This is a genomic window from Streptomyces sp. NPDC046379 (assembly GCF_055587785.1).
On the sequence record NZ_JBVJFP010000005.1, the window covers coordinates 132362 to 155827 of the forward strand.

22 protein-coding genes are annotated in these 23466 nt (G+C 72.8%); 16 read left to right on the plus strand and 6 right to left on the minus strand.

Features of this window, described 5'->3' with window-relative positions:
* Positions 1-159: 159 nt before the first annotated feature.
* Both ACZ6KF_RS11460 and ACZ6KF_RS11465 read left to right on the plus strand, forming a co-directional pair.
* Positions 160-1230, plus strand: coding sequence for an alpha-hydroxy acid oxidase (locus ACZ6KF_RS11460; protein ID WP_469238279.1), 1071 nt, complete (start codon positions 160-162; stop codon positions 1228-1230).
* Between the two features lie 220 nt (positions 1231-1450).
* Entirely contained in the window at positions 1451-2923 is a 1473-nt protein-coding gene (locus ACZ6KF_RS11465) for a class I adenylate-forming enzyme family protein (protein ID WP_469238281.1), read from the plus strand.
* Here ACZ6KF_RS11465 and ACZ6KF_RS11470 read toward each other — a convergent pair.
* Entirely contained in the window at positions 2867-3529 is a 663-nt protein-coding gene (locus ACZ6KF_RS11470; RefSeq protein ID WP_356633745.1) for a 4'-phosphopantetheinyl transferase family protein, read from the minus strand. The two genes, ACZ6KF_RS11465 and ACZ6KF_RS11470, sit on opposite strands and share 57 nt — an antisense overlap.
* A gap of 18 nt (positions 3530-3547) precedes the next feature.
* On the opposite strand from ACZ6KF_RS11470, the gene ACZ6KF_RS11475 reads away from it, so the two are divergent.
* From ACZ6KF_RS11475 to ACZ6KF_RS11510, 8 genes are all read left to right on the plus strand, one after another.
* A complete protein-coding gene (locus ACZ6KF_RS11475) occupies positions 3548-3811 on the plus strand; it encodes a phosphopantetheine-binding protein (protein WP_356633743.1) in 264 nt (87 codons plus the stop codon).
* A gap of 271 nt (positions 3812-4082) precedes the next feature.
* Positions 4083-5732, plus strand: coding sequence for a class I adenylate-forming enzyme family protein (locus ACZ6KF_RS11480; RefSeq protein ID WP_469238283.1), 1650 nt, complete (start codon positions 4083-4085; stop codon positions 5730-5732).
* On the plus strand, positions 5729-7012 hold the full coding sequence (locus ACZ6KF_RS11485; RefSeq protein ID WP_356633739.1) for a beta-ketoacyl-[acyl-carrier-protein] synthase family protein: 1284 nt from the start codon (positions 5729-5731) through the stop codon (positions 7010-7012). The genes ACZ6KF_RS11480 and ACZ6KF_RS11485 overlap by 4 nt, the downstream gene beginning before the upstream one ends.
* A complete protein-coding gene (gene hppD, locus ACZ6KF_RS11490; protein ID WP_469157716.1) occupies positions 7009-8073 on the plus strand; it encodes a 4-hydroxyphenylpyruvate dioxygenase in 1065 nt (354 codons plus the stop codon). The genes ACZ6KF_RS11485 and hppD overlap by 4 nt, the downstream gene beginning before the upstream one ends.
* 68 nt (positions 8074-8141) lie before the next feature.
* Positions 8142-9059: a phytanoyl-CoA dioxygenase family protein gene (locus ACZ6KF_RS11495; RefSeq protein WP_469238285.1), complete on the plus strand. Its 918-nt coding sequence runs from the start codon at positions 8142-8144 to the stop codon at positions 9057-9059.
* The gene (locus tag ACZ6KF_RS11500; RefSeq protein ID WP_356633733.1) at positions 9059-9952 is read left to right on the plus strand and encodes a prephenate dehydrogenase; all 894 of its coding nucleotides are present in this window, start codon (positions 9059-9061) and stop codon (positions 9950-9952) included. Before ACZ6KF_RS11495 ends, ACZ6KF_RS11500 begins: the two co-directional genes overlap by 1 nt.
* A 459-nt stretch (positions 9953-10411) precedes the next feature.
* On the plus strand, positions 10412-11857 hold the full coding sequence (locus ACZ6KF_RS11505) for a DHA2 family efflux MFS transporter permease subunit (protein WP_469157714.1): 1446 nt from the start codon (positions 10412-10414) through the stop codon (positions 11855-11857).
* Positions 11858-11913: 56 nt separating this feature from the next.
* Entirely contained in the window at positions 11914-12885 is a 972-nt protein-coding gene (locus ACZ6KF_RS11510) for an acyl-ACP desaturase (RefSeq protein ID WP_356633729.1), read from the plus strand.
* Between the two features lie 147 nt (positions 12886-13032).
* Here the strand turns inward: ACZ6KF_RS11510 and ACZ6KF_RS11515 are convergent, their stop codons facing one another.
* From ACZ6KF_RS11515 to ACZ6KF_RS11525, 3 genes are read right to left on the minus strand one after another with little or no spacing between them, the layout of a single operon-like run.
* Complete coding sequence (locus ACZ6KF_RS11515) at positions 13033-13383, minus strand: indolepyruvate ferredoxin oxidoreductase subunit alpha (protein WP_356633727.1); 351 nt, start codon at positions 13381-13383, stop codon at positions 13033-13035.
* Positions 13380-14324 carry a patatin-like phospholipase domain-containing protein gene (locus ACZ6KF_RS11520; RefSeq protein WP_356633725.1) on the minus strand — a complete coding sequence of 315 codons (945 nt, stop codon included), beginning with the start codon at positions 14322-14324 and terminating at the stop codon, positions 13380-13382. The genes ACZ6KF_RS11515 and ACZ6KF_RS11520 overlap by 4 nt, the downstream gene beginning before the upstream one ends.
* Complete coding sequence (locus ACZ6KF_RS11525; protein ID WP_356633723.1) at positions 14321-14494, minus strand: hypothetical protein; 174 nt, start codon at positions 14492-14494, stop codon at positions 14321-14323. Before ACZ6KF_RS11525 ends, ACZ6KF_RS11520 begins: the two co-directional genes overlap by 4 nt.
* A gap of 144 nt (positions 14495-14638) precedes the next feature.
* Here ACZ6KF_RS11525 and ACZ6KF_RS11530 point away from each other — a divergent pair, with 144 nt between their 5' ends.
* Entirely contained in the window at positions 14639-15601 is a 963-nt protein-coding gene (locus ACZ6KF_RS11530) for an alpha/beta hydrolase (RefSeq protein ID WP_469157710.1), read from the plus strand.
* Entirely contained in the window at positions 15598-16377 is a 780-nt protein-coding gene (gene fabI, locus ACZ6KF_RS11535; protein WP_356633719.1) for an enoyl-ACP reductase FabI, read from the plus strand. Before ACZ6KF_RS11530 ends, fabI begins: the two co-directional genes overlap by 4 nt.
* A gap of 69 nt (positions 16378-16446) precedes the next feature.
* Here the strand turns inward: fabI and ACZ6KF_RS11540 are convergent, their stop codons facing one another.
* Both ACZ6KF_RS11540 and ACZ6KF_RS11545 read right to left on the minus strand, forming a co-directional pair.
* Positions 16447-17091: a TetR/AcrR family transcriptional regulator gene (locus ACZ6KF_RS11540; protein ID WP_469174851.1), complete on the minus strand. Its 645-nt coding sequence runs from the start codon at positions 17089-17091 to the stop codon at positions 16447-16449.
* A gap of 113 nt (positions 17092-17204) precedes the next feature.
* The gene (locus tag ACZ6KF_RS11545) at positions 17205-18101 is read right to left on the minus strand and encodes an alpha/beta fold hydrolase (protein WP_469238288.1); all 897 of its coding nucleotides are present in this window, start codon (positions 18099-18101) and stop codon (positions 17205-17207) included.
* Between the two features lie 123 nt (positions 18102-18224).
* Here ACZ6KF_RS11545 and ACZ6KF_RS11550 point away from each other — a divergent pair, with 123 nt between their 5' ends.
* The 4 genes from ACZ6KF_RS11550 to ACZ6KF_RS11565 all read left to right on the plus strand — a co-directional run bounded on the left by ACZ6KF_RS11550 (position 18225) and on the right by ACZ6KF_RS11565 (position 23273).
* The gene (locus ACZ6KF_RS11550) at positions 18225-18665 is read left to right on the plus strand and encodes a hypothetical protein (protein WP_356633713.1); all 441 of its coding nucleotides are present in this window, start codon (positions 18225-18227) and stop codon (positions 18663-18665) included.
* 254 nt (positions 18666-18919) lie between these two features.
* Positions 18920-20026 carry a GDSL-type esterase/lipase family protein gene (locus tag ACZ6KF_RS11555; protein ID WP_356633711.1) on the plus strand — a complete coding sequence of 369 codons (1107 nt, stop codon included), beginning with the start codon at positions 18920-18922 and terminating at the stop codon, positions 20024-20026.
* A 55-nt stretch (positions 20027-20081) separates the two neighbouring features.
* Positions 20082-21713, plus strand: coding sequence for a cellulase family glycosylhydrolase (locus tag ACZ6KF_RS11560; protein WP_469238290.1), 1632 nt, complete (start codon positions 20082-20084; stop codon positions 21711-21713).
* Positions 21714-21884: 171 nt separating this feature from the next.
* Complete coding sequence (locus ACZ6KF_RS11565; protein ID WP_356633707.1) at positions 21885-23273, plus strand: APC family permease; 1389 nt, start codon at positions 21885-21887, stop codon at positions 23271-23273.
* The last annotated feature ends 193 nt before the right edge of the window (positions 23274-23466 follow it).

Here is a 23466-nt window from a genome sequence, read left to right on the forward strand (position 1 = left end):
GGTCGTCCGCCGTTCCCGGTCGGCCGGATACCGGAGTATGTGGACGACCGTGCGGACATGTGGGAGAGTTCGGTTAGTGTACGCCCGTGCGGTTAGTTGGGAAGCACGGCAGAGCGCGCGAGAGCGAGCGAGAACACGGGGGTGTTCGCAGTGGTGCCGATGGCGCTTCACGAGTACGAGGCGGCCGCGAGGAAGCGGCTGCCGGGTCCGGTGTGGGACTTCCTGGCAGGCGGGAGCGGGACCGAGTCGATGCTGTCGGCCGGCCGCGAGGCCCTCGACCGGCTCCGGCTGCGGCCCCGCTGCCTCGTCGACGTGTCGGACTGCGACCCCGGCGCCTCGGTGCTGGGCGCGGACCTCGCGGCGCCGCTGGGCATCGCGCCCATGGCCTACCACCGGCTCGCCCACCCCGACGGCGAGGTGGCCACCGCGCGCGCCGCCGGCGAGGCGGGCGTGCTGTTCACCGTCAGCATGTTCGCGAGCCGCACCCTGGAGGACATCGCCGCCGAGGCGACGGGGCCCCTGTGGCTCCAGCTCTACTGGCTCAAACGGCGCGAGCCGATGATCGCCCTGGTCCGGCGGGCGGAGGCCGCCGGGTACCGTGCGCTGGTCCTGACGGTCGACGCGCCGAGAGTCGCCCGCCGTCCGCGCGACGCGCGCAACGGCTTCGCGATACCGGAGGGCGTCCGCGCGGTGAACGTCGACCCCTCCGTCATGTCGGCCTCCCACGTCGGCGCTTCGCGGGAGTCCGCCGTGGCACGCCATTCCCGGGAGCAGTTCGACGCCACCATCACCTGGGAGGACCTGGCCTGGCTGCGCGAGCGCACCAGTCTCCCCCTCGTGCTGAAGGGCCTGCTGACCGCGGAGGATGCCGAGCTGGCCGTGAAGCACGGGGTCGACGGCATTGTCGTGTCCAATCACGGAGGGCGGCAGCTCGATTTTGCGCAACCTGCGGTGGAAGCGCTCCCGGAAATTTCCGAGATCGTCGCGGGGCGCTGTCCCGTGATCTTGGACGGTGCGGTACGGCACGGTGCCGATATCGCGAAGGCGCTCTGCCTGGGCGCCGATTTCGTTTTTGTGGGGCGTCCCGTTCTGTGGGGACTCGCACATTCCGGAAGCGTCGGCGCGTCCGCCGTCCTCCGGACGCTCACGGAGGAGTTCGAGGAGGTCATGGCCCTTATGGGGGTGCCTCGGGTTCCGCTTTTCGGCCCGTCGGGGGTTACCCGGCGGTGAAATCTCTTTGACCCTCGGGTCACCCCCATTCATCTGCCCCTCGGGAAATGAATGGGGGTATTCGGCATGCTCGAGAACAACTCCGCAGGTCATATGGTGACGTGCAACACTTCATCGCCTTTACTTGCTTACTCGCAGGTAGTGAGCAACGATGAATCTGCTGCCACGGGGTGAGTACGGCGGCAGGACCGTATCGGTTTTTCGATGGGTGGGGATTTCAGTGGGGGAAGCGGTACCGAAAAGGACCGTTTGCAGTGAAGGCGCCTGGATCGACGACATACTGCTCGAGGGGGACAGTCGCAGAACCGCCCTCCACCTGGGCAGGCCCGTGAGCCTGGCGGAGCTGCGCCGGCTCGTCGCCGAGGAGCAGGAACGTCTGCGGGCCGCCGGACTCGTGCCGGGCGGCACGCTCGCCGTGCGGATACCCCCTTCCCTCGCCTGCATCGTCGCCATGCTCGCCGGGTGGCGCACGGGCGCCCAGGTCGCGCTCCTGGACCACCGGCTGACGACCTACGAGGTCGGCAAGGCCATCGCGCGGCTCACTCCGCAACTGGTCGTCGAACCCGTCGAGGAGGCCACCGGCCGGCTGCGCGGATACTTCGAACTGACCACCCGCATCACCCCCCTGCACGGCGGCCGCCCGGCCGCCTCGCCGCACGCGCTGCTCCAGCTCAGCTCCGGCTCGACCGGCCCCTCCAAGGTGATCGGCCGCACGGTCGGCAGCCTCCTGGAGGAACTCGACCGCTACTCCCGGCTCGACGGCTTCCCCCGCCGGGGCGAACGCACCGTCGTGCTCGCCTCGGTCGTCCACGTCCTCGGCCTGATCGGCGGACTGCTGCACGGACTCGCCTCCGGATCCGAGGTCGTCCTGCCCGGCACCCAGACGGTCGACGGCATCCTCAAGGCCGTCGCGGCCGGCGACGAGCCCACCACCGTCCTCGGCGTCCCCTCGCAGGCGGCGCTCCTCACCGCGCCCCAGACCCCGCCCCGCCTTCCCCAGCTGCGCCGCATGATCGTCGGCGGCGAACTGGTCAGGACGGACGTCTGGGAGCGGTTCACCCGCAACTACCGCGCCGACCTGGGCGTCATGTACGGCATGACCGAGGTCGGCGTCATCGCCACCGACCTCACCGGATCCACCCGCCCCGGTCTGACGCCCGCGCCCGGCATGAGGGTGCGCGTCGACGACGGACAGATCCTGCTCGGCCTCCCGGCCACCCCGTACGTGGGCCCGAGCGACCCGACCCGCTTCGTCGACGGCTGGCTGCGCACCAAGGACGCCGGCAGCATCGACGAGGCCACCGGCCTGCTCACCGTCCACGGCAGGATGGACTCGCAGGTCTCCATCGGCGGCCTCAAGGTCGACCTCGCCGAGGTCGAGGAGGCCCTCACCGCCATGCCCGGGGTCACCGACGCCGTCGTCGTGCAGGGCACCGGCATCGAGGCCTTCGTGACTGTCACGGACCGGGCGGCCTTCGACGGCCTCCCCGCCCGGCTCGCGGCGCGCCTCGCGCCGTACAAGCGCCCCCGCACGCTGCACGACCTGCCCGACATCCCCCGTACCGTCACCGGCAAGCCCGTGCGCAACGCAGAGATCCTGCGCGCCGCCGTGCGGTCCGCCGCCGCGCCGGACGACTCAGGCCGGGGCTCCGGTGACCCGGTGCACCTGAACGCGGACACCGCCCTCGCCTGAACCGCCCGCGGCGTCACCGCACAGCGCGACGCCGACGACATGGCGGCCGTCGTCCACCAGGACCGCGCAGGACGCGAGACCGCCGTCGTCGGGCAGCGGGCGCGGAGCCCGGGCGCCCGGACCCGGCGGCCAGCACTCCTCGACCGGCATACGACGGCTCATGCCGCCGCCGCGCAGTCCGCGGCCCAGCGCCTTGCCGACCGCCTCCTTCTGCGTCCACAACCACAGGAAGGCGACGGAGCGTTCCGGCTCGGGCAGCCCGCCGATCCAGGCCGCCTCCGCGGGATGAAGCCACGCCCGGGCCATCGACTCGGCGCGCAGCCGCCGCACCCTCTCGACGTCGACGCCCACCGGAACTCCGCCGGTCAGGGCGATCGCCACCGCTCCCCGCGTGTGGGCCACGCTCACCCGCACACCTGCTCCGGCCCCGCCGAGATACGGGCGGCCGCCGGGTTCGTGCTCCACCCAGACCCCGGACTCCGGGACGCCGAGCATTCCGGCCGCGTTCCGCAGCAGCAGGGCGCGCGCCAGCCGGCGCTCGTTCCCGTCCGTGGTGCACCACAGCACCGTCACCGTGTCCGGGTCCAGACCCGGGCGCCCATCCATGAAGCAGGAGTCAATCAAATGTCCGCTGAAGTCGAGAAGTTCATCATCGAGGCGCTGAAGAACATGAACTACGACGTGTCCGACGTCACCGGCGACACCCCGCTCGGCCCGGCCGGCCTGGACCTCGAGTCGCTCTCGGTCGCCGAGATCGCCATCCAGGTCGAGGACACGTACGGAGTGAAGTTCGAGGAGGACGAGATGGAGACCGTCGCGCTGCTGACCGTCTCCGGTCTCGTCAAGGAGATCGTCGACCGCGCCTCCTCCGCCGCCGCGACCAGGTGACCCCGCGGCCGGCGACGGCCTGACACGCGCGCACCCTCCCGGCCCGGGCGCCCCGGCGCCGGGCGGGAGGGGCGCGGAGCGAAGCCGTACGCGAAACGGCCGCCCCGCGACCGAGCCGTACCCGAAGGCCGTGACGGGCGAACCGTGCACCGGGGCCCGACCGGCGCGGCCGGGGACGAGGAGCCGTGACCGGCGCGGCCGTACGAGACAACCGTGACGGCGCAGCCGTACGCGAAGACGAGACACAAGGCCCGAAAGAGGGACCCCGGGAATGAACCCGAAGAACGAGCGCGCGGAACTCGCGGCCGATCAACGGCTGGGCGTGGGCAACGTGCTGACCACACTGATCGAGCGGGGCACCCGCCTCGACACTCCGACCCTGACCTTCGACACCGAGGTGGACGGCCACCCGGCCTGGCAGGCCCTGACCCTGGCGCAGCTCGGCGAGCGCGTCGCCGCCCGGGCCTCGGTGCTGCACTCCCTCGGGGTCAGGCCCCGCGACGCGGTCGCCGTCTGGGTGACGGACGGCGCCGACCAGGTCCTCGGCTACCTGGCGCTGGTCCGCCTGGGCGCGATCCCCGCGCTCGTCAACGGCAGGGTGCCCGCCGAGCAGGCGGCCGAGTACATCAGGCGGCTGCGTGCCGTCGGGGTCGTCGCCGACGTGCCGCACTGGGACGCGCTGTCCTCGGCCAGCAACACCACGCCGCTGCTCGCGGACCCCGCCGACCTCGGCAAGGGCGACCCCGACGAGGCCCCCAGGCCCTACCGGCACCACGGCAACGAGCCCGTGGTCATCACCCACTCCTCCGGGACGACCGGCCTGCCCAAGGCCGTGATCCACTCCCACCACAGTCTGTTCGCGGCCATCCGCCACCGGCTCTCGCTGCCCAAGGGCCAGGGCCTGGACCGCATGCTGGGCGCCCTGCCCTCGGCGCACGCGGCCACGGTCATCGCCGTCAACCTCGCCCTGACCAACCGGGCACAGCTGGCCGTGATGTCCCGGCAGACCGGGTCCGCGGTGCTCGACGCCATCGAGTCCTGGCAGCCGGCCAGCGTCCTCGGCTTCGCCGCCACCTGGTCCGAGCTCGCGGGCGAGGACCTGTCCCGCCGTGCCATGGACTCGGTGCGCACCTGGTGGAACACCGGGGACTGCGCGCACGAGGCGCACATCCGCAAGCTCATCGCCACCGGCACGCGCGAGTCCGTCACCGCGCAGGGACGGGTGCAAACCCGCGGCTCGTTCTTCGTGGACGGCCTCGGCTCCTCGGAGATGGGGCACTCCCAGTTCCACATCACCCACACCCCCGACACCAGCCGCTACGGCCGCTGCATCGGCAAGCCGCACGCCTTCTCCGACGTGGCGGTCGTCGACGACGAGGGCGAGCGGCTCGGCGTCGGCGAGGTCGGCCAGCTCGCCATCAGCGCGCCCACGCTGTCGCTGGGCTACTGGAACGACTCGGTGACCACCTACCGCACCCGCCGGGACGGCTACTTCCTCACCGGCGACCTCGTCTACCGCGACGAGGACGGCTACTACTACCACGTCGACCGTGCCGTGGACGCGGTGGACCTCGGCGACGGCCACCGCCTCTACACCATGCTCTGCGAGGAGCGGGTGCTGGCGGACTGCGCCGACGTGCTGGAGTGCACCGTCGTCGCCGTGCCGAGCGAGGGCCGGGTCGTCACGTCGGTGCTGCTGATGCTGGACCCGGAGGCCGACCAGGAGGCCGACCGCACGGCGCAGGTGCTCGCCGCGCTGGATCCGCGGGTGGCCGAGACCGTCGACCGCGTGGTCGTCGTCAGCCCGGACCGCATCCCGCTCGGCGCCACCGGCAAGGTGCGCAAGTTCCTGCTGCGCCAGCGGTTCCTCGACGGCGAACTGCTCGGCCGGGAGTCCTCCGCGAAGCAGGTGGCCGCATGACCGCCGCGCTTCCCGGCGCCGTCATCACCGGCCTCGGCACCTTCACCCCGCTCGGCCGCGGCGCCGCCGACACCTTCGACGCCCTGTGCCACGGCAAGTCGGGCCTGCGGCGACCGCCGGAGGGACATCTGCTCGACGGCACCGTGGGCACCGCCGGCATCGCCCCGGACATCGAGGCGCGGGAGGTGCTGCCGCCCAGCGAGGGCCGGCTCGTCGACCGCTTCGCCCTGATGGCGCTGGCCGCCGCCGACGACGCCCTCGCCGACGCGGGGCTCGTGGTGGGCGAGAACGCCGACCCGGAGCGGGTCGCGGTCGTCGTCTCCAGCGGCGCCGGCGGTCTGACCACGTACGAGGCACAGGCCCACGAGCGGGTCGGGCGCGGCCCGACGGCGGTCAGCCCCTACCTGCTGCCCGGCATGCTGCCGAACATGGCGGCCGCCCGCATCGCCATCAAGCACGGCATCCGGGGCTGGAGTTCGGCCGTCTCCACGGCCTGCGCCGCCGGCGCCCACGCCGTGGCGGAGGCCGCCCGGCTGATCCGGTACGGCGAGGCCGACGTGGTCGTCTGCGGCGGAGCCGAGGCCCCGCTCAACGCGACGTCCGCGCTGGCGTTCGCGCACGCCCGGGCGCTGGCCAGCGGCTGGGACGACGACCCCGAGGCGGCCAGCCGCCCCTTCGACCGCCGCCGCAACGGCTTCGTCCTCGCGGAGGGCGCCGGGGTGCTGGTGATCGAGCGCGCCGACCACGCGGACGCCCGCGGCGCGGCGGGCTACGCCGACCTCCTCGGCTGGGGCTCCACCACCGACGCCTTCAAGCCGACCGCGCCGCGCCCGGACGGCGAGGGCGCCGCGCAGGCCATGCGCGGGGCGCTGCGGACCGGCGGGCTGACGCCCGACGACGTCGGCTACATCAACGCCCACGGCACGGCCACCAAGCTGGGCGACGTCGCCGAGACGAGGGCCGTGCACGCCGTGTTCGGGGACCGCTCCCCGGCCGTCAGCAGCACCAAGTCGATGACCGGCCATCTGCTCGGCGGCTCCGGCGCCGTGGAAGCGGCCGTCTGCGCCCTCGCCATCGCGCGCGGCGCGCTGCCGCCCACCCACAACCTCACCGACGTCGACCCGGCCTGCGACCTCGACCACGTGCGGGGCGAGGCCCGGCGCGTGCCCGTCCAGGCTGCCATCTCCAACTCGTTCGCCTTCGGCGGCCACAACGTCAGCCTGCTCTTCGGCACGGCCAGCACCCGCAGCAAGCGACACCACGAGGGAGACCACAAGTGAACATCGGAGCCGTGGACCACGTCGAGTTCCACGTCGGCGACGCCCAGCAGTCCGCGTTCTACCTCTGCACCGCGTTCGGCTTCCGGCTGCGCGGCCAGGCCGGCCCCGAGACGGGCCGGCCGGACAGCCGCTCCCTGCTGCTGAGCCAGGGCGGCATCGACATCGTGCTCACGTCCGCGCTGACCCCCGACCACCCGGCGGCGGCGTACGTGTCCCAGCACGGCGACGGCGTGGCCACCATCGCCTTCGAGGTCACCGACGCCGTCGAGGCGTTCGAGACGGCCGTCGAGCGGGGGGCGACCCCGGTGGAGCGGCCCGTCGTGCACAGCCGCGGCGGAGCCGAGGTCGTCACCGCCTCCGTGCTCGGCTTCGGAGACGTCGCGCACCGTTTCGTGCAGCGCGCCGGCGACCGCGCCGACTTCCTGCCCGGGACGATGGACATCTTCGCCGCCGACCCCGACGAGAGCGAGCAGCTGCTCCACACCGTCGACCACGCGGCGATCTGCCTGCCCGCCGGAGACCTGCGGTCGACGGTCGCCTTCTACGAGAAGGTCTTCGGCTTCAGCCAGATCTTCGAGGAGTTCATCGAGGTCGGCGAGCAGGCCATGGACTCCAAGGTGGTGCAGAGCCCGTCCGGCAAGGTCACCTTCACGCTCATCGAGCCCGTGACCGACCGCAAGCCCGGCCAGATCGACGCCTTCCTGGCCCGCCACGGCGGTGCCGGCGTGCAGCACCTCGCCCTGCTCACCGACGACATCGTCACCGCCGTCCCGGCGATGGAGGCCCGCGGCGTCACGTTCCTGGACACGCCCGGCGCCTACTACGACGAGCTGACCGAGCGCATGGGCGAGCCCGACCTGCGCGTCGACGACCTGCGCCGCACCAACGTCCTGGTCGACCAGGACCACTGGGGGCAGGTCTTCCAGATCTTCACCCAGTCCATGCACGTACGGAAGACCTTCTTCTGGGAGGTCATCGACCGGCACGGCGCCCGCACCTTCGGCAGCGGCAACATCAAGGCCCTCTACGAGGCCGTGGCCCGCGAGAAGGCGCCGGCCTGACGCCGCGGCCGGCGTCCTTCGTGCCTGCACCTCTCCACCGTCCGCAACCGCAGCACTCGAGGAAGACCATGACTGATCAGGACACCGCACCGTTCACGCTGACCGAGCAGGAGCGCGCGCTCCTGCCCACCGACGAGGAAGTCCACTTCTACGCCGAGCACGGCTGGTACCTGTCCAAGAAGATCTTCACCGACGAGGAGGTCGACCTCCTGGAGTCGGCCAGCGAGCGCTTCTACGCGGGACACCGCGACCGCACCCTGCCGGTGCGCCCGCCCAAGCTCGCCTACTGGGAGCCCGGGCACGGCCCCGTGCAGCGGCACAACGACTACATCCACTACGAGGACGACACGATCGGCCGCATCCTGCGCAAGCCGCTGCTCGGCGCGGTGGCCGCCCGGCTCACCGAGGCCGAGGAGATACGGGTCTTCCAGTCCACCCTGATCTACAAGCCGCCGGTCGCCGGTGAGCAGTCCAACATCGTGCCCTGGCACTTCGACCGGCACTACTGGGCCACCTCCACCTCCGAGCGGATGCTGACCGCGTTCATCCCCTTCCACGACTGCGGCGAGGAGATGGGCACGATCACGATGGTGGACGGCAGCCACCGGTGGAAGGAGACGGCCGCCAACGACGAGACGTCCCTGCACTTCGCCGAGCGCGACCGCAGCGAACTCGACCAGATGCTGGACGAGAACGCCGCGTACAACGGCGTCGAGGTGCGCAAGGTCCCGATGATGATCCCGAAGGGCCACGTCAGCTTCCACCACTGCCGCACGTACCACGGCAGCGGCGCCAACGTGAGCGACCGCCCGCGCCGTGCGATCTCCTTCCACCTCCAGGACGGCGAGAACCGCTACCGTCCCTTCCGCCGCTCCGACGGCACGGACGTCACCTACAACCACGACGTCGTGGTGCGCAAGACGCCCGAGGGGACGCCGGACTACAGCGACCCCGAGTTCCTCCCCGTGCTGTGGCGCAGCCGCTGATGCGCAGTGCCGCGGTGGTCGGAACCGGGCTGATCGGCACGTCGATCGCGCTGGCCCTGCGGGCCCGGGGCATCACCCCCCACCTCCTCGACGCCGACCCGGACGCCGCGCGGACCGCGGCCGACCTGGGCGCCGGCGTGGTGGGGGCGCCCCGCGCACCGGTCGACCTGGCCGTCATCGCCGTACCGCCGCAGCATGTCGCCGCGTGTCTGCACGAGCAGCAGGCGCGAGGGCTGGCCCAGGACTTCACCGACGTGTCGAGCGTGAAGGTGCGGCCGCTGGAGGAGGCGGCGCGGCTGGGCTGCGACCTGACCCGGTTCGTGGGCGGCCACCCGATGGCGGGCCGGGAGCAGTCCGGCCCGCTCGCGGCGCGGGCCGACCTCTTCCGGGGCAGGCCCTGGGTGCTCACCCCGGCCGGCAGCGCCGGCGACCGGGCCGTGGTCCGGGCGCGTGAACTCGCCGAACTGTGCGGGGCACGGCCCGTCGTCATGGAACCCGACCAGCACGACCGGGCGGTGGCCCTGGTCTCGCACACCCCGCACCTGGTCGCGAGCCTCCTCGCGGCCCGGCTGCTGCACGGCGACGAGTCCCATCTGCGGCTGGCCGGCCAGGGGTTGCGGGACGCCACCCGGATCGCCGCGGGCGACGCCGACCTGTGGACCGACATCCTCAGCTCGAACGCGTCGGCGGTCGCGGAGGTGCTGACGGAGCTGGTCCTCGAACTGGACGCGGCCGTGGACGCCCTGCGGGAACTGGCGAAGGCCCCGTCGGAACCCGGCACCGCCGGGGCCCACCTCAACGACGCCCTGGCACGCGGGGTGCGGGGGCGCGGCCTGATCCAGGAGCGCGCTGCCGGCGGCCTGAGCCTGACCGGTGTGGCCGTGGGGGCATGAGACGGGTCCGGGGCGCCGGTGCGCCGTCGGTCCGGTCCACGGCGGCGGCGGGCGACCGCGGCCGCACCGGTCCCCGTCGCCCCGCCCTCCGCGCCCCCGCCCGCCGGCGGCGCGCGCTTCGGATCGCGCCGGTCCCGGGTCGGCACCCGCAACCGGGAGTGCTTTCCGGCCAATTCCCGCAGGGGGCGTCCGGCGCATATGCCGAGGGAAGCCGGACGCAGCGATGTGGATGATTCGTGACAGGCGCGGCGAAACGCGTCCGGTCCTGCTTGCGGACGTCCTCGAGCCGCCGCACGGCGCCGGGCGAGAGGGCGCCCGCCGGGAGGACGGACGGCTTCCCCGTGCCCTAATCGGTCGGGCCCCTCTTTTAACTGAACGCACGATCGTTTAGTTTTACGGGGCGGGTGCGGCCGCTGCGGACGGGCGACGGCGGCGCATCAGACGAAGGGACCACCTCGCATGACGACCGCCTCACCCCACTCGTCGGACACCGGTCCGGCCAGAACCAAGCAGCCGGAGGACGCCGGGCAGGCGCAGCAGTCCGCCGCGGCCACGGCCAAGCTCGCCCTCCTCGTCGCCTCGGGCGCCACCTTCCTCGCGGTGCTCGACACCACGGTCGTGAACATCGCCTTCGCGGACCTGCGCGTCGACTTCCCCGACGCCTCGCTGTCCCAGCTGACCTGGGTCGTCACCTCGTACACCGTCGTCTTCGCGGCGCTGCTCGCCGTGGCCGGCCGGGTCGCCGACGTCATCGGCCGCAAGAAGCTGTTCCTGTGGTCCACGGCCGTGTTCATCGTGGCCTCACTGCTGAGCGGGCTCGCGGCGGGCGTGCCGATGCTGATCGCCGCCCGTGCGCTGCAGGGAGTGGGAGCCGCGGGACTCATCCCCTCGGCGCTCGGACTGGTGCTCCAGCACACGCCCCCGGCCCGCCGGCAGGTGGCCGTCGGCGTCTGGGGCGCGGTCGGCAGCATGGCCGCCGCCGTGGGCCCGAGCCTCGGCGGACTGCTGGTGGACGTCTGGGGCTGGCGCAGCGTCTTCCTGATCAACCTGCCGATCGGGCTCGCCATCCTGGCCGGAGCGGCCAGGCTCACCACCGACGCGCCGAGCGGGCGCAGGCTGCCCGACCCCGTCGGCACCCTCGCCCTGGCGCTGGGCGTCGGCGGAGTCGTCTTCGGCGTGACCCAGGGCACCGAGTGGGGCTGGGGCAGCGGACGCGTACTCGGCCTGCTGATCGGCGGCGTCCTGGTGCTCGGGCTGGCCCTGCTGCTCTCCCGGCGGCACGCCGCGCCCGCCCTCGAACTCGACCTGTGGCGCAGCCGTGCCTTCGCGGCCACCAACGCGACCTCGGTGCTCTTCGGCGCGGCGATGTACTCCTATCTGCTCAGCTCCCTGCTGTTCCTCAACGCGGTGTGGGGCTACTCCGAGCTGAAGGCCGGTCTCGCGGTGACGCCGGGCGCCTTCGCCGCCGCGATCGGGGCGACGATCGTGGGGCGCCGGGTCGGTCCGGCCGCCCAGTGGGCCGCCGTCGCCATCGGTTCCGCGCTCTTCGGCGCCTCGTGTGTCGCGATGTACCTCCTCCTCGGCCCGGAGAAGCAGTACGCGGCGGTCTGGCTGCCCCTCGGCATCGTCGCCGGCATCGGCATCGGCGCGGCCCTGACCGCGATCTCCAACGCGGCCACGGCCTCGCTGCCGCCGCAGCGCTTCGCCTCCGGCACGGGTCTGCTCATGACGACCCGGCAGATCGGCGGCGCCCTCGGCATCGCCGTCCTCGCGGCGATCCTCGCGCGCTTCGACGTCCTCGACGACGAGGGCTATCTCCAGGTGTTCCTCGCCTGCGGCATCGGGGCCGTGGCGGCCGCCGTCACGGCGCCCGCGATCCGGTCCCGGTTCGCGCCGAACACGTGACCGTCAGGCCCGGCGGGGGTCGACGGCTCCCGCGACATTGTGAAGAAGAGAGCACGATGCCCCCCATCGATCGATCCGACCGCACGGTCGCGCGAGCCGAGCACTCCCTGCTCGCGGAACTGCAACCGGTGGTGGAGAGCAACCTCCACCGTCACCTGGCCGTCGCCAAGGAGTGGTTCCCGCACGAGTACATCCCGTGGAGCGAGGGCCGTACGTTCGACGGCCCGCTCGACGGGCAGCCGTGGAGCGACGAGGAGGCCACGCTGCCCGAAGTGGCCCGCACGTCCCTGGTGGTCAATCTCCTGACCGAGGACAACCTGCCCGGCTACCACTTCGCGGTGGCCGAGTTCGGCAAGGACGGCGCGTGGGGCACCTGGGTCGACCGCTGGACCGCGGAGGAGGCCAGGCACGGCACCGCCCTGCGCGACTACCTCCTGGTCACCCGGGCCGTCGACCCCAGGGCCCTGGAACGAGCCCGGATGACGCACATGTCGGGCGGCTACGACCGCCCCGACGGCTTCAGCGCGCTGCACGCCATCGCGTACGCCGCGTTCCAGGAGCTGGCCACGCGCATCTCGCACCGCAACACCGGGCAGGCGAGCACGGATCCGCGCTGTGACGCGCTGCTCGCGCGGATCGCCGCGGACGAGAACCTGCACATGGTCTTCTACCGCAACCTGGTCGAGGCCGCGTTCGAACTCGCGCCCGACACGGCCATGCGGGCGGTCCGGGACGTCGTCGTCGGGTTCGAGATGCCGGGCTCCACGATCAGGGACTTCGGCCGCAAGTCGGCGGAGATCGCCATCGCCGGCATCTACGACCTGCGCCTCCACCACGACAGCGTCGTCATGCCCGTCCTGCGCAAGCTGCGGGTCTTCGAGCGGGACGGCCTCGGCGCGCCGGGGGAGGCGGCACGGGAGGAACTCGCCCGGTTCGTCGCCCAGCTGGACGAGAAGGCGACCTCCTTCACCGACCGCCGCGAGGGCATCAGGGCGGCGCGCGCGAAACGGGAGGCCGCCGCGGCCTGAGCCGGGGCGGCCGGCGGGCACGGCGAAGGGGGCGGCCGGAACTCGGCCGCCCCCTTCGTGGTGGGCGGAACGGGCCGCCGGGGTTCGGGGCCGCCGCACCGCGAGCGCCGGCAGGAGGTCCCGGAGCGGGAGCAGGTGCGGGTCCGGTCAGGAGCAGGTGGCGCGGGGAGCCTCCTCCTCCGGGAGCGTGTGCCACTTGTCCGGCCGTCCGAGCCACTCGTCCGGGCCGGCGAGCGGCACCACGTCCGTCGTGGCCAGGGGCAGCCGGGGAGCGAGCCGGGCGTTCCACTCGAGAGCCGGCGCCAGCTCGGGCGGCAGCTCGTCCTCCGGGTAGATCGCGTCGGCCGGGCAGGCCTCCACGCAGTTGCCGCAGTCGATGCACTCCTCGGGGTCGATCACGAGGAACGCGCCGGCCTCGCGGAAGCAGGCGACCGGACAGTAGGTGACGCACTCGGCGTACTTGCAGTGCACGCACTGCTCGGTGACGACGTGGGTCATGCGACGCCCTCCCGTCGGGCACCGTGCGCGCCGGCCAGCTCGGGGTGTCCGTCCACGAAGCGGTGCCCGGCGGCGAGACCGGTCCCGTACGCCTCGGCGAGCCCCTCGGCGGTCGCCGCGGCGTAGTCCACGCCCAGCTCCTTGAGATCCCGGTCCGGCTTGACGACGAGGACCCGGGCCCCGTCCAGCCCGGAGCCGTCGACGATCTCCTCGGAGGCGTAGAGGTCGCGGAAGAGCGGGAACGGGTCGGAGCCGATCGCGATCAGCACGTCCACGCCCCGGGCGGCGACCTCACGCGCCGGGCAGGAGCAGGTGTACGAGGCGTCCACGTACGCCTCTCCGTCGACCTCGGCGGGGACCGACCAGGCGTGCAGCATGCGCGTCGAGGCGTAGGCGACGGCGTCGTAGTTCTCCGGAGTCAGGCGCGGCCGGCCGTCGCCGGGCTCGGCGTGCGTGGAGAAGACGACGGGGGCGAGGTTGCGCTCCACCCAGTCGCGGTTCCCGGTGAAGACGTCGCGCAACAGCTGCCGGCCCAGGGCCTTCGCGCCGGGACCCTGTGTGGTCTCGGCGGCGGCAGCGTCGGTGACCTTGCTGGTGGCCAGCAGGAACTCCGGGGCGCCGGGCCGGAACAGTCCTTCGCGCAGGCCGGGGCCGTACTCCGCGATGCTGTCGAGGACGACGGTGCTCATGCCCTTGTCGACGGAGGCCGCGGCGGCGCCCAGCCAGTAGTCCACGCCGACCCCTCGGGCCCGGCCCGTCGCGGCGAGGCCGCCGGAGAGCCCCGAGGACGAGGCCGTGCCGTACACGTCGGCGCGCAGGCCGCGCTCCTCGAAGGCGGACAGCACGCCGTGGCCGTAGACGCCCTTGAGCATGCCGGAGGCGACCGCGACGCCGAGGCGCATCCCGGGCCCGGCACCGCTTCTGCCTTCCACGTCGGTCATGGCCGGTCCTCCTTCCCGGGCCGCGCCGCGCCGGCCGGCTGCGGGGGCCAGTCCTTCAGGAGTTCGGCGTCGATCACCGCGTTCAGATGGTCCTTGAACCACTGGTTCGGGCCGGGCTGCCGGTCCGCCGCGGTCCGAGGGGGGCGGGGGGCGGGGTGCGAGAGCGTCATGGCGTCCTCCAAGCGGGAGTGCTGACCTTCGCACATTAGCACGACCGTGCGTTTACTTTTCTAGACCCGTACGCAAGACTGCTCCTAAATATGAGCGAACGATCGTGCTACTATCTCGCTCCGAAACGATCTGGAGGCACTGCCATGGATCCCGCGACGGAGGCCGTGGACCCGGTCCGGAGTGCCGAGGGGGAGCGGTTGTTCGACCTCTTCCGGCGGCCCCAGGGGCGCAGCAGGCCCCGCCCCGACGAGCGGGCGGTCATCGACAGCGCGCGCACCGGCGAGCTGGACGTCGACGGCAGGACGGTCGTCACGTATTCCTGGGGCGACGGCGAGCGCCCGGTGCTGCTCGTGCACGGCTGGGAGTCGCGCGCTTCGCGCTACGCCAAGCTCGTCACCCGGCTCGTCGAACTCGGCCACAGCCCGGTGTCCTTCGACGCGCCGGGACACGGCGAGTCCGAGGGCGACACCACGACCCTCCTCGAGTACCGCGCCGTCATCGACCGACTGCACCGCTCGCACGGGGACTTCGTGGCCGTGGTGGGCCACTCCTTCGGCGTGCTGGCCTCCCTCCTGTCGTTGTCCGGGGGGGTGCGCGGCGAACGGATGGTGGCGATCAGCTCCGTGCCCGACTTCGGCTATCTGGTCGACTCCTTCTGCGCCCACCTGGGACTGGAGCCGCACCGGGAGAACGAGCTGCGCCACCGTCTGGAGCGGGACCTCTACCCCGGCGAGGACATGTGGACCCGCTTCTCCGTCCTCCACCTCGCCTCGCGTCTGCCCGTCCCGCTCCTCGTCGTCCACGACGAGAACGACGAGGCGGTGGGCGCGGAGCAGGCGGAGCGCATCGCCGGGGCCCTCGGCGGACGGGCGCGCCTGGTCGTCACCCGCAGGCTCGGGCACCGGCTGATCCTCGGAGCCCCCCGGGTCGTCGACGAGATCGCCCGGTTCGTCACGGGCGAGGACCCGGCCGCCGGCGAAGCCCCCGACCCAGCCGTCGCACGAGCCCCCGGCCCCGCCGATGCCCAGGCCCCGGCGGCCCGTGCCGACGTCCGAGCCCGCGCTGCCGCCCCCGCCGAGCGCAGGAGCGAGGTGGCGGCACGATGAGCGGCCTTCTCGCGGGCAAGCGCGTTCTGGTCACCGGCGTCCTCATGGAGTCCTCGATCGCCTTCCACACCGCCCGGATCGCCCAGGAACAGGGCGCCGAGGTGGTCCTCACCGGATACGGCAGGCTCGGCCTCGTCGAGCGCGTCGCCAGGCGGCTGCCGCGCCCGGCCCCGCTCGTCGAGCTCGACGTCCAGGACCGGGCGCACCTGGAGAGCCTCGCCGACCGGATCCGGGAGCAGGTGGGGGCGCAGGCGCGCCTCGACGGCGTCGTGCACTCCATCGCCTTCGCCCCGCAGGACGCCCTGGGCGGCAACTTCCTGGCCACCGGCTGGGGCTCCGTCGCGACCGCCGTCGAGGTCTCGGCGTACTCCCTCAAGGCGCTCGCCGTGGCGTGCCTGCCGCTCATGGAGGAGCGCGGCGGAGCGATCGTGGGTCTCGACTTCGACGCGAGCACGGCCTGGCCGGCGTACGACTGGATGGGCGTGGCCAAGGCGGCACTCGAGGCCACCTCCCGCTACGTCGCCCGCGACCTCGGGCCGCGCGGCATCCGCTGCAACCTGGTGGCCGCGGGGCCGGTGAAGACGATGGCGGCCAGGCACATCCCCGGGTTCGAGACGTTCCGGGAGGTCTGGGAGACCCGGGCCCCCCTCGGCTGGGACGTCTCCGACCCGGAACCGGCGGCCCGCGCCGTCGCCGCCCTGCTCTCCGACTGGTTCCCCCGGACGACGGGGGAGATCGTGCACGTGGACGGCGGTGTGCACGCGATCGGCGCGTGACGGCGGCCCGGCGGCCCGCTCGGGTGAACGGGCCGCCGCCGCACGGTTCCGGGCGTGCGGCGCGGCGCGTCAGGGGGCGTCGGGCAGCAGCGCCGGGTCGGTGGCCACCGCGCGCAGGCGGTTGAGCACGGCGGTGGCCGCTTTGTCGTAGCACGCGAAGTCGTTGTGCAGGACGGACTCGGCGTTCGCCATCTCCAGCAGCGCCACCAGCTCGAAGACGAGCTGCGGGACGTCCGCGTCGGCCGCCAGCTCGCCCGCCAGCTGGGCCTCGCGCGCGGTCTGCTCCATGTACGAGACCCAGTTGGCGCGCGCCGAGGCGAGCGTGTCGTGGACCTTGCCCTCGCGGGCGTCGTACTCGGCGGAGACCGAGTAGAAGAAGCAGCCGCCGGGGAAGACCCGCTCGCGGGAGTATGCGAGCCACCCCGTGCACAGGCGCCACAGCCGGCCGATGCCCGCGGGCAGGTCACGGGCCGGCTGGACCACATGCTCCAGATACACGGTGATCGCCGTGCGGATGGTGGCGAGCTGGAGGTCCTCCTTGGAGCCGAACAGCGCGAACACGCCGCTCTTGCTCAGTTTGAGGTCGCTCGCCAGTTGTCCCATGGACAGCGCCGCCAGGCCCTCCACGGAGGCGATGTCCACCGCACGTCTGAGGATCATCTGCCGGGTCTGGTTGCCGCGCGCGATCCGGCCGTCGGCCTGCGTCCCTGCCACGCCCATGTGCACCTACTCTCCTGGCACCGGACTTCTCGGTTCCGTTGAGGCGACAGCAATCATAACCAATGAGCGGACGTTCGTGCGGTTAGCGTGCGCGAAACCGGAACGACTCAGTCCAGCGCGACCGCGCGGGGGTCCGCCCCGTCGGCCGGGCGCGGGTCCTGGGCGATGAAGTCCAGCACGGTCCGTACGACCTCCGGGTCGCCGAGGATCCGGCGGTGACCGAGGCCGTTCGTGACGACCAGCCGCGCCCGGTCGCCGAAGGCCCCGGCCAGCCGGCGGCCCTGCGTCACCCGGATCCGGGTGTCGTCCTCGTCGTGGATCACCAGCATCGGCGAGCGCACGATCCCCGTGACGTCCGTGATGGAGAAGGGCACCTCGGCGGGAGGCAGGTCGGGGAAGAGGTTCGTCCGGATCTCGTCGTGCAGCCGCGCCTTGAGCCGGTCGCGCACCTTGAGCTCGGTGCAGAACTCCTCGACCAGGTAGTCGAAGTCGCAGACGCCGCTGATGGTCACGATCTTCCGCGCCGTCACCCCGTGCTTGAGCCCGTAGAACGACCCCAGCACCCCGAGGGAGTGCGCGATCAGGCACTCGAAGGCGCCGTACCGGTCGTGCAGCGCGGAGACGATGTCGCGGTACTCCAGGATCGTGGTGCCGCGGCCGTTCGCGTCACCGTGCCCCGGCGCGTCGAAGGCGATGACGCTGTGGCCGCGGTCGAGCAGACCCGGGACGAAGGCGGACAGCCGGGAGGCGCGCGACTGCCAGCCGTGGACCAGCAGCACGGGGCGGCTGCCGTCGCCCCAGCGGTAGGTCACCGCTTGCTTGCCGCCGCCGACGTCCACGCGGTCGACCTCGGCCTTCTCGAACAGCTCGCGCTCGGCGGACCGCAGCCCGCTGCGTGCGAGCGGCATGTGGAACAGGGTGAACGCGCCCTTGCCCGCCAGCCGTCCCGACACCAGGGCGGCGGTATTGAGGACGGTGCTCGCGACGGCCTCGGTGGGTTTCATGCTCGAGCTCCTCGGTAGGCATCAGGGGCCTGATATATTAGCACGAACGACCGTGCAGTTTTCAACGGTCCTGACCGCCCGCTTCGACCATCCATCCGCTGTACCTGCCCGCGAGGAGACGCCATGCCGGCCGCCATCTGGTTCGCCCCGTGGAAGCCCGGACCGGCGGACCGTGCCGCTCCGGACGACGAACCGGGCGGCACGGCCGTCGTGAGCGTCACGGACTTCGTCCCGCACCGCCCCTGGACCTCCTTCGGTGTCAACGCCCGCGGCGCCGCCCTGCGCCGGAGCTGGGGCGACGTCGAGGGGGCGGTCGGGCTCTGGCTGTGGAGCGTCCCCGGTCTGCTGCGCCCCCGGTCGGGCTCGGTCTCCGTATGGCGCGACGAGCGGCACCTGCACGCCTTCGTGGCCCGTCACGACCACGTGCGCATCATGCGCGCCTACCGGGACCGCGGTGACCTGCACTCGGCGACCTGGCGGACGGACCGCTTCGACAAGAGGGAGACCCTTGTGGCGGCGCGGTCCCTGATCCGGGAATGGAGCGCGCAGCCCGCCCCCCGGTGAATCCTTCCCCGCGCGGTCCCGACGGCGGCGGGGTCCGGCGCCCGCTCGACGGGGCGCGGGACGAGGCGTGCGGCCGGAGAGGTGTGCACGGCGCGGCGCACGCGGACCGCCGGGGGTGTTTTCACTCGCCGCCCGGGACACCGGAACGCCGGTCTGCCGCAGCAGGGTTGACGGGTAAATGACAATGATGGGTTGATGGTCCTTGTGGGAGCGCTCCCATGCCGCTCCCATCCCCACACGAAGAAGGGACCGCCATGAACAGACCCCGTTCGTCGAGTCCGCCAGCCCTTCCTCTCCTCGGTCTCCTGGCCGCCCTGGTCCTCTCCCTGGGGATGCTCCTCGCCCCGAGCGCCGCAGCCGCACCCATGGTCGGGGCGACCGCGGACCCGGTGCGCGTCATGCCGCTGGGCGACTCGATCACCGGCTCGCCCGGTTGCTGGCGGGCGGTGCTGTGGAACCGGCTGCTGAGCGCCGGGTACACGGACATCGACTTCGTCGGCACCCTCGGTCCCCAGGGCTGCGGTCAGGCGCACGACGGGGACAACGAGGGCCACGGCGGCGAGCTGGTGACCAACACGGCCGACCGGAACCTGCTCCCCGCGCGGCTCGCGTCGACGCAGCCGGACATCGTTGTCATGCACTTCGGCACGAACGACGTCTGGAGCAACATCCCGCCGGACCGCATCCTCGCCGCCTACACCAAGCTGGTCGAGCAGATGCGGGCCGCCAACCCGGACATGAGGGTCCTCGTCGCGCAGATCATCCCGATGAACCCCAGCACCTGCGCGGAGTGCGCCCAGCGCGTCGTCGCCCTGAACGCGCGCATCCCCGACTGGGCGCGGGCGACGAGCACCAGCCGCTCCCCGGTGACCGTCGTCGACCAGTGGACCGGCTTCAGCACGGCAGCCGACACCTACGACGGCGTCCACCCCAACGCGTCCGGCGACGACAAGATCGCCGCCCGCTGGTACCCGGCCCTCGCCGCGACGCTCGACGCGGGGGTGCCGGGTGGGCCCGGCGGTCCGGGCGGCAGCGAGCCCACCTGCACCGCGACGTTCCGGGCCGTCTCCGTCTGGCGGGGCGGACACCAGGGCGAGGTGACGGTGAGCAACACCTCCGCCTCGGCCGTCTCCGGCTGGACCGCCACCGTCGTGCCGTCGGGCGGCGCACGGCTCACCCAGGTCTGGAACGGCAGCCTCACCACCGCCGCCGACGGCACCGCCACGGTCACCAACCTGGCATGGAACGGCACGCTCGCACCCGGAGCGAGCGCCACCTTCGGCTACATCGCCACCACCTCCGACACGGCCGGCGTCCCGTCGGCGACCGTCGGCTGCACGGCCAGGGCTGCCGTCTCCTGACAGCCCTTCACCTCATCCCTCGTCCCGTCACCGTCATCCCTCTTGTGGAGCCGCCATGAGATCTTCCACCGCAACCGCCCCTCGCCTGGCCACCGTCCTGGCCGCCATGGCGGGGCTGCTCCTGTCCCTGCTCGCCCTGGGCACCCCGGCCCACGCGGCGCCCACCGGCTTCCGCGTCGAGAACGGCCGCCTGCTGGAGGCGTCCGGGAACGACTTCGTGATGCGCGGCGTCAACCACGCGCACACCTGGTATCCGGACCGGTTCAGCTCCCTCTCCCACATCAAGGCCAAGGGAGCCAACACCGTCCGCGTCGTCCTCTCCAGCGGTGACCGCTGGACCCGCAACGACACCACGGACGTGGCCAACGTCGTCGCCGAGTGCAAGCGGACCCGCCTGATCTGCGTCCTGGAGGTGCACGACACCACGGGCTACGGCGAGCAGAGCGGGGCCGTCACGCTGTCGCGCGCCGCCGACTACTGGATCAGCGTGCAGAACGCCCTGCTGGGCCAGGAGAAGTACGTCATCGTCAACATCGGCAACGAGCCGTACGGCAACACCAACTACACGAACTGGACGGCCGACACCAAGGCGGCCATCCAGAAGCTGCGCGGCGCGGGCTTCCAGCACACGATCATGGTGGACGCCCCCAACTGGGGCCAGGACTGGTCCTTCACCATGCGCGACAACGCCGCCTCGGTGTTCGCGGCCGACCCGGACCGCAACACGGTCTTCTCCATCCACATGTACGGAGTCTTCGACACCGCCGCCGAGGTCGGCGACTACCTCAACCGTTTCGTCACCGCGAAACTCCCCATCGTGGTCGGCGAGTTCGGGCACGACCACTCGGACGGCAACCCCGACGAGGACGCGATCCTGGCGGTGACGCGGCAGCTCGACCTCGGCTACCTCGGCTGGTCCTGGAGCGGCAACGGCGGCGGGGTCGAGTACCTGGACATGGTCACGAACTTCGACCCGAACCAGCTCACCCCGTGGGGGCAGCGGCTCTTCAACGGCCCGAACGGCATCGCCGCCACGGCCAAGGAGGCCGCCGTCTACTCCTCCTCCGGCGACACCGTCGCACCGACCGCTCCGGGAACCCCCGCGGCGTCGGCGGTGACCTCCTCGTCCGTCACCCTGTCCTGGTCCGCCTCCACCGACGCGGTCGGCGTCACCGGCTACGACGTGGTCCGTGTCGCCGGCGCGGAGGAGACGGCCGTCACCAGTACGACGGGCACCTCCACCACCGTCACCGGGCTCACCCCGGCCACCTCGTACACGTTCGCCGTGTACGCCCGCGACGCCGCCGGCAACCGCTCGCAGCGCTCCGGCACCGTGGCGGTGACCACCTCCTCGGGCGGTTCCACGGCCGCGTGCACCGTCGGCTACAAGGTCACGAGCCAGTGGCCCGGCGGTTTCCAGGGCGAGATCGTGCTGCGCAACACCGGTACGTCGGCGATCAACGGCTGGACGCTGCGCTGGACCTTCGCCGACGGTCAGCGCGTCAGCAACCTGTGGGGCGGCACGGCCGTACAGAGCGGCGCGGAGGTCACGGTGACCTCGGCCCCGTACACCGCGTCCGTGCCCGCGGCGGGTTCCGTCACCCTCGGCTTCACCGCCTCCCGGGGCGCCACGAACTCCAGCCCCACCGCGTTCACCCTGAACGGTTCCGCCTGCTCCACGGCCTGACCGTCCGGTGCCCCGGCCCGCACACCGGGCCGGGGCCCGCTTCCCGCCGCGCCCCCGCGTCCCGGTGTCACGGTGTCCCGCACCGCCTCGTCCGGGACGACGGACGGCCGCGCTGGGCCGATGGGCCGATCCCTGGGCGTGAGGGACGCGTCGCGGGGGATACGGGTCGGTATGCCAGCAGTGAGAGATCAGCGACCGGCGACCGCCCCGGGCGGCCCGGCGCTCAAGAAGGCCCTGACCACGCCGCTTCTGTACTTCTTCATCCTCGGTGACGTCCTGGGCGCCGGGGTGTACGTCCTGGTGGGCCAGGTCGCCGCCGACGCGGGCGGAGCGGTGTGGGCGCCACTGGTCGTCGCCCTGCTGCTGGCGATGCTGACCGCCGCCTCGTACGCGGAGCTGGCCACCAAGTACCGGCGGGCCGGAGGGGCCGCCCACTACGCCACGCGGGCCTTCGGGCCGTTCGCCGGGTTCCTCGCGGGCTTCTGCATGCTCGCCGCCGGCGTGGTCTCGGTCGCCGCCCTGGCCCGCGGGTTCGGCGGCGACTACCTGTCGGCCTTCGTGTCCCTGCCCGTCGGTCTGGTCGCCGTCGTCTTCCTCGCCCTGATCGCCCTGCTGAACGCACGCGGCATCAAGGAGTCGATGCGCGCGAACGTCGTCGCCACCGTCGTCGAGGTCGGCGGGCTGCTCGTCGTCGTCGCCCTGGGCGCATGGCTGCTCCTGCGAGGCGAGGGCGACGCCGGGCGGCTGACGCGGCTGGGCACCGCGGAGCACGGGGCGGCCGCCGCGATCCTCAGCGGGTCCGTCCTCGCGTACTACTCCTTCGTCGGCTTCGAGACGTCCGTGAACGTCGTCGAGGAGACCCGCGACCCGCGCCGCTCCTACCCCCGTGCCCTGTTCGGCGCCCTGGCCACCGCCGGCGCCGTCTACGTCATGGTGGGCGTCGCCGCCTCGGCGGCCGTGCCGACGGACCGGCTCGCCGCGTCCAGCGGGCCGCTGCTGGAAGTCGTCAGGGAGGCGGGCGGCGTGCCCCCGCTCCTCTTCAGCGCCATCGCGCTCGTCGCGGTCGCCAACGGCGCCCTGCTGACCGGCATCATGGCCTCCCGGCTCGCCTTCGGCATGGCCCGCGACGGACTGCTGCCCTCGCCGCTGGCCAAGGTACTGCCCGGCCGTCGTACGCCGTGGGCGGCCATCGCCGCCACCACGGCGCCGGCCATGTTCCTCGCGCTGACCGGCAGCGTCACCGCTCTGGCGTCCACCCTGGTCCTGCTGCTGCTCGTGGTCTTCTTCATGGTCAACGTCGCCGTGCTGGTCCTGCGCCGCGACCCCGGCACGTCGGCGCACTTCCGGGCTCCGACCGTGCTGCCGGTGCTGGGCGCCGCCTCGTGCGTCCTACTCGCCACGCGGATCGAGGGGCAGGTCTGGCTGCGCGGGTCGGCCGTCCTGGCCGTCGGCGCGCTGCTCGGCGCGATGGCGGCGACACGGCGTCACCGGCGCCGAAACGAGCCGGATCGGGCGGACGCGCACGGCGGGGCCGGTGGCGCCGTCCGGGACGAGCCCTGACCGCCGGGTGCCGGACCGGACCGGTGCCGGCACTGGCGATATCGACCTGGCCGGCTACGGCGGCGTGACGGTGTCGTAACCCGGGCGGCGTCCGGGCCTCGGGGAGGCGCGGTACGAGAACTGGTGGGAGTGCGGCCGCCCACGGCCCGCGGTGGGCTGTGGGCGGCCGTGCCCGAGGAGAGGGCGTCTGCCG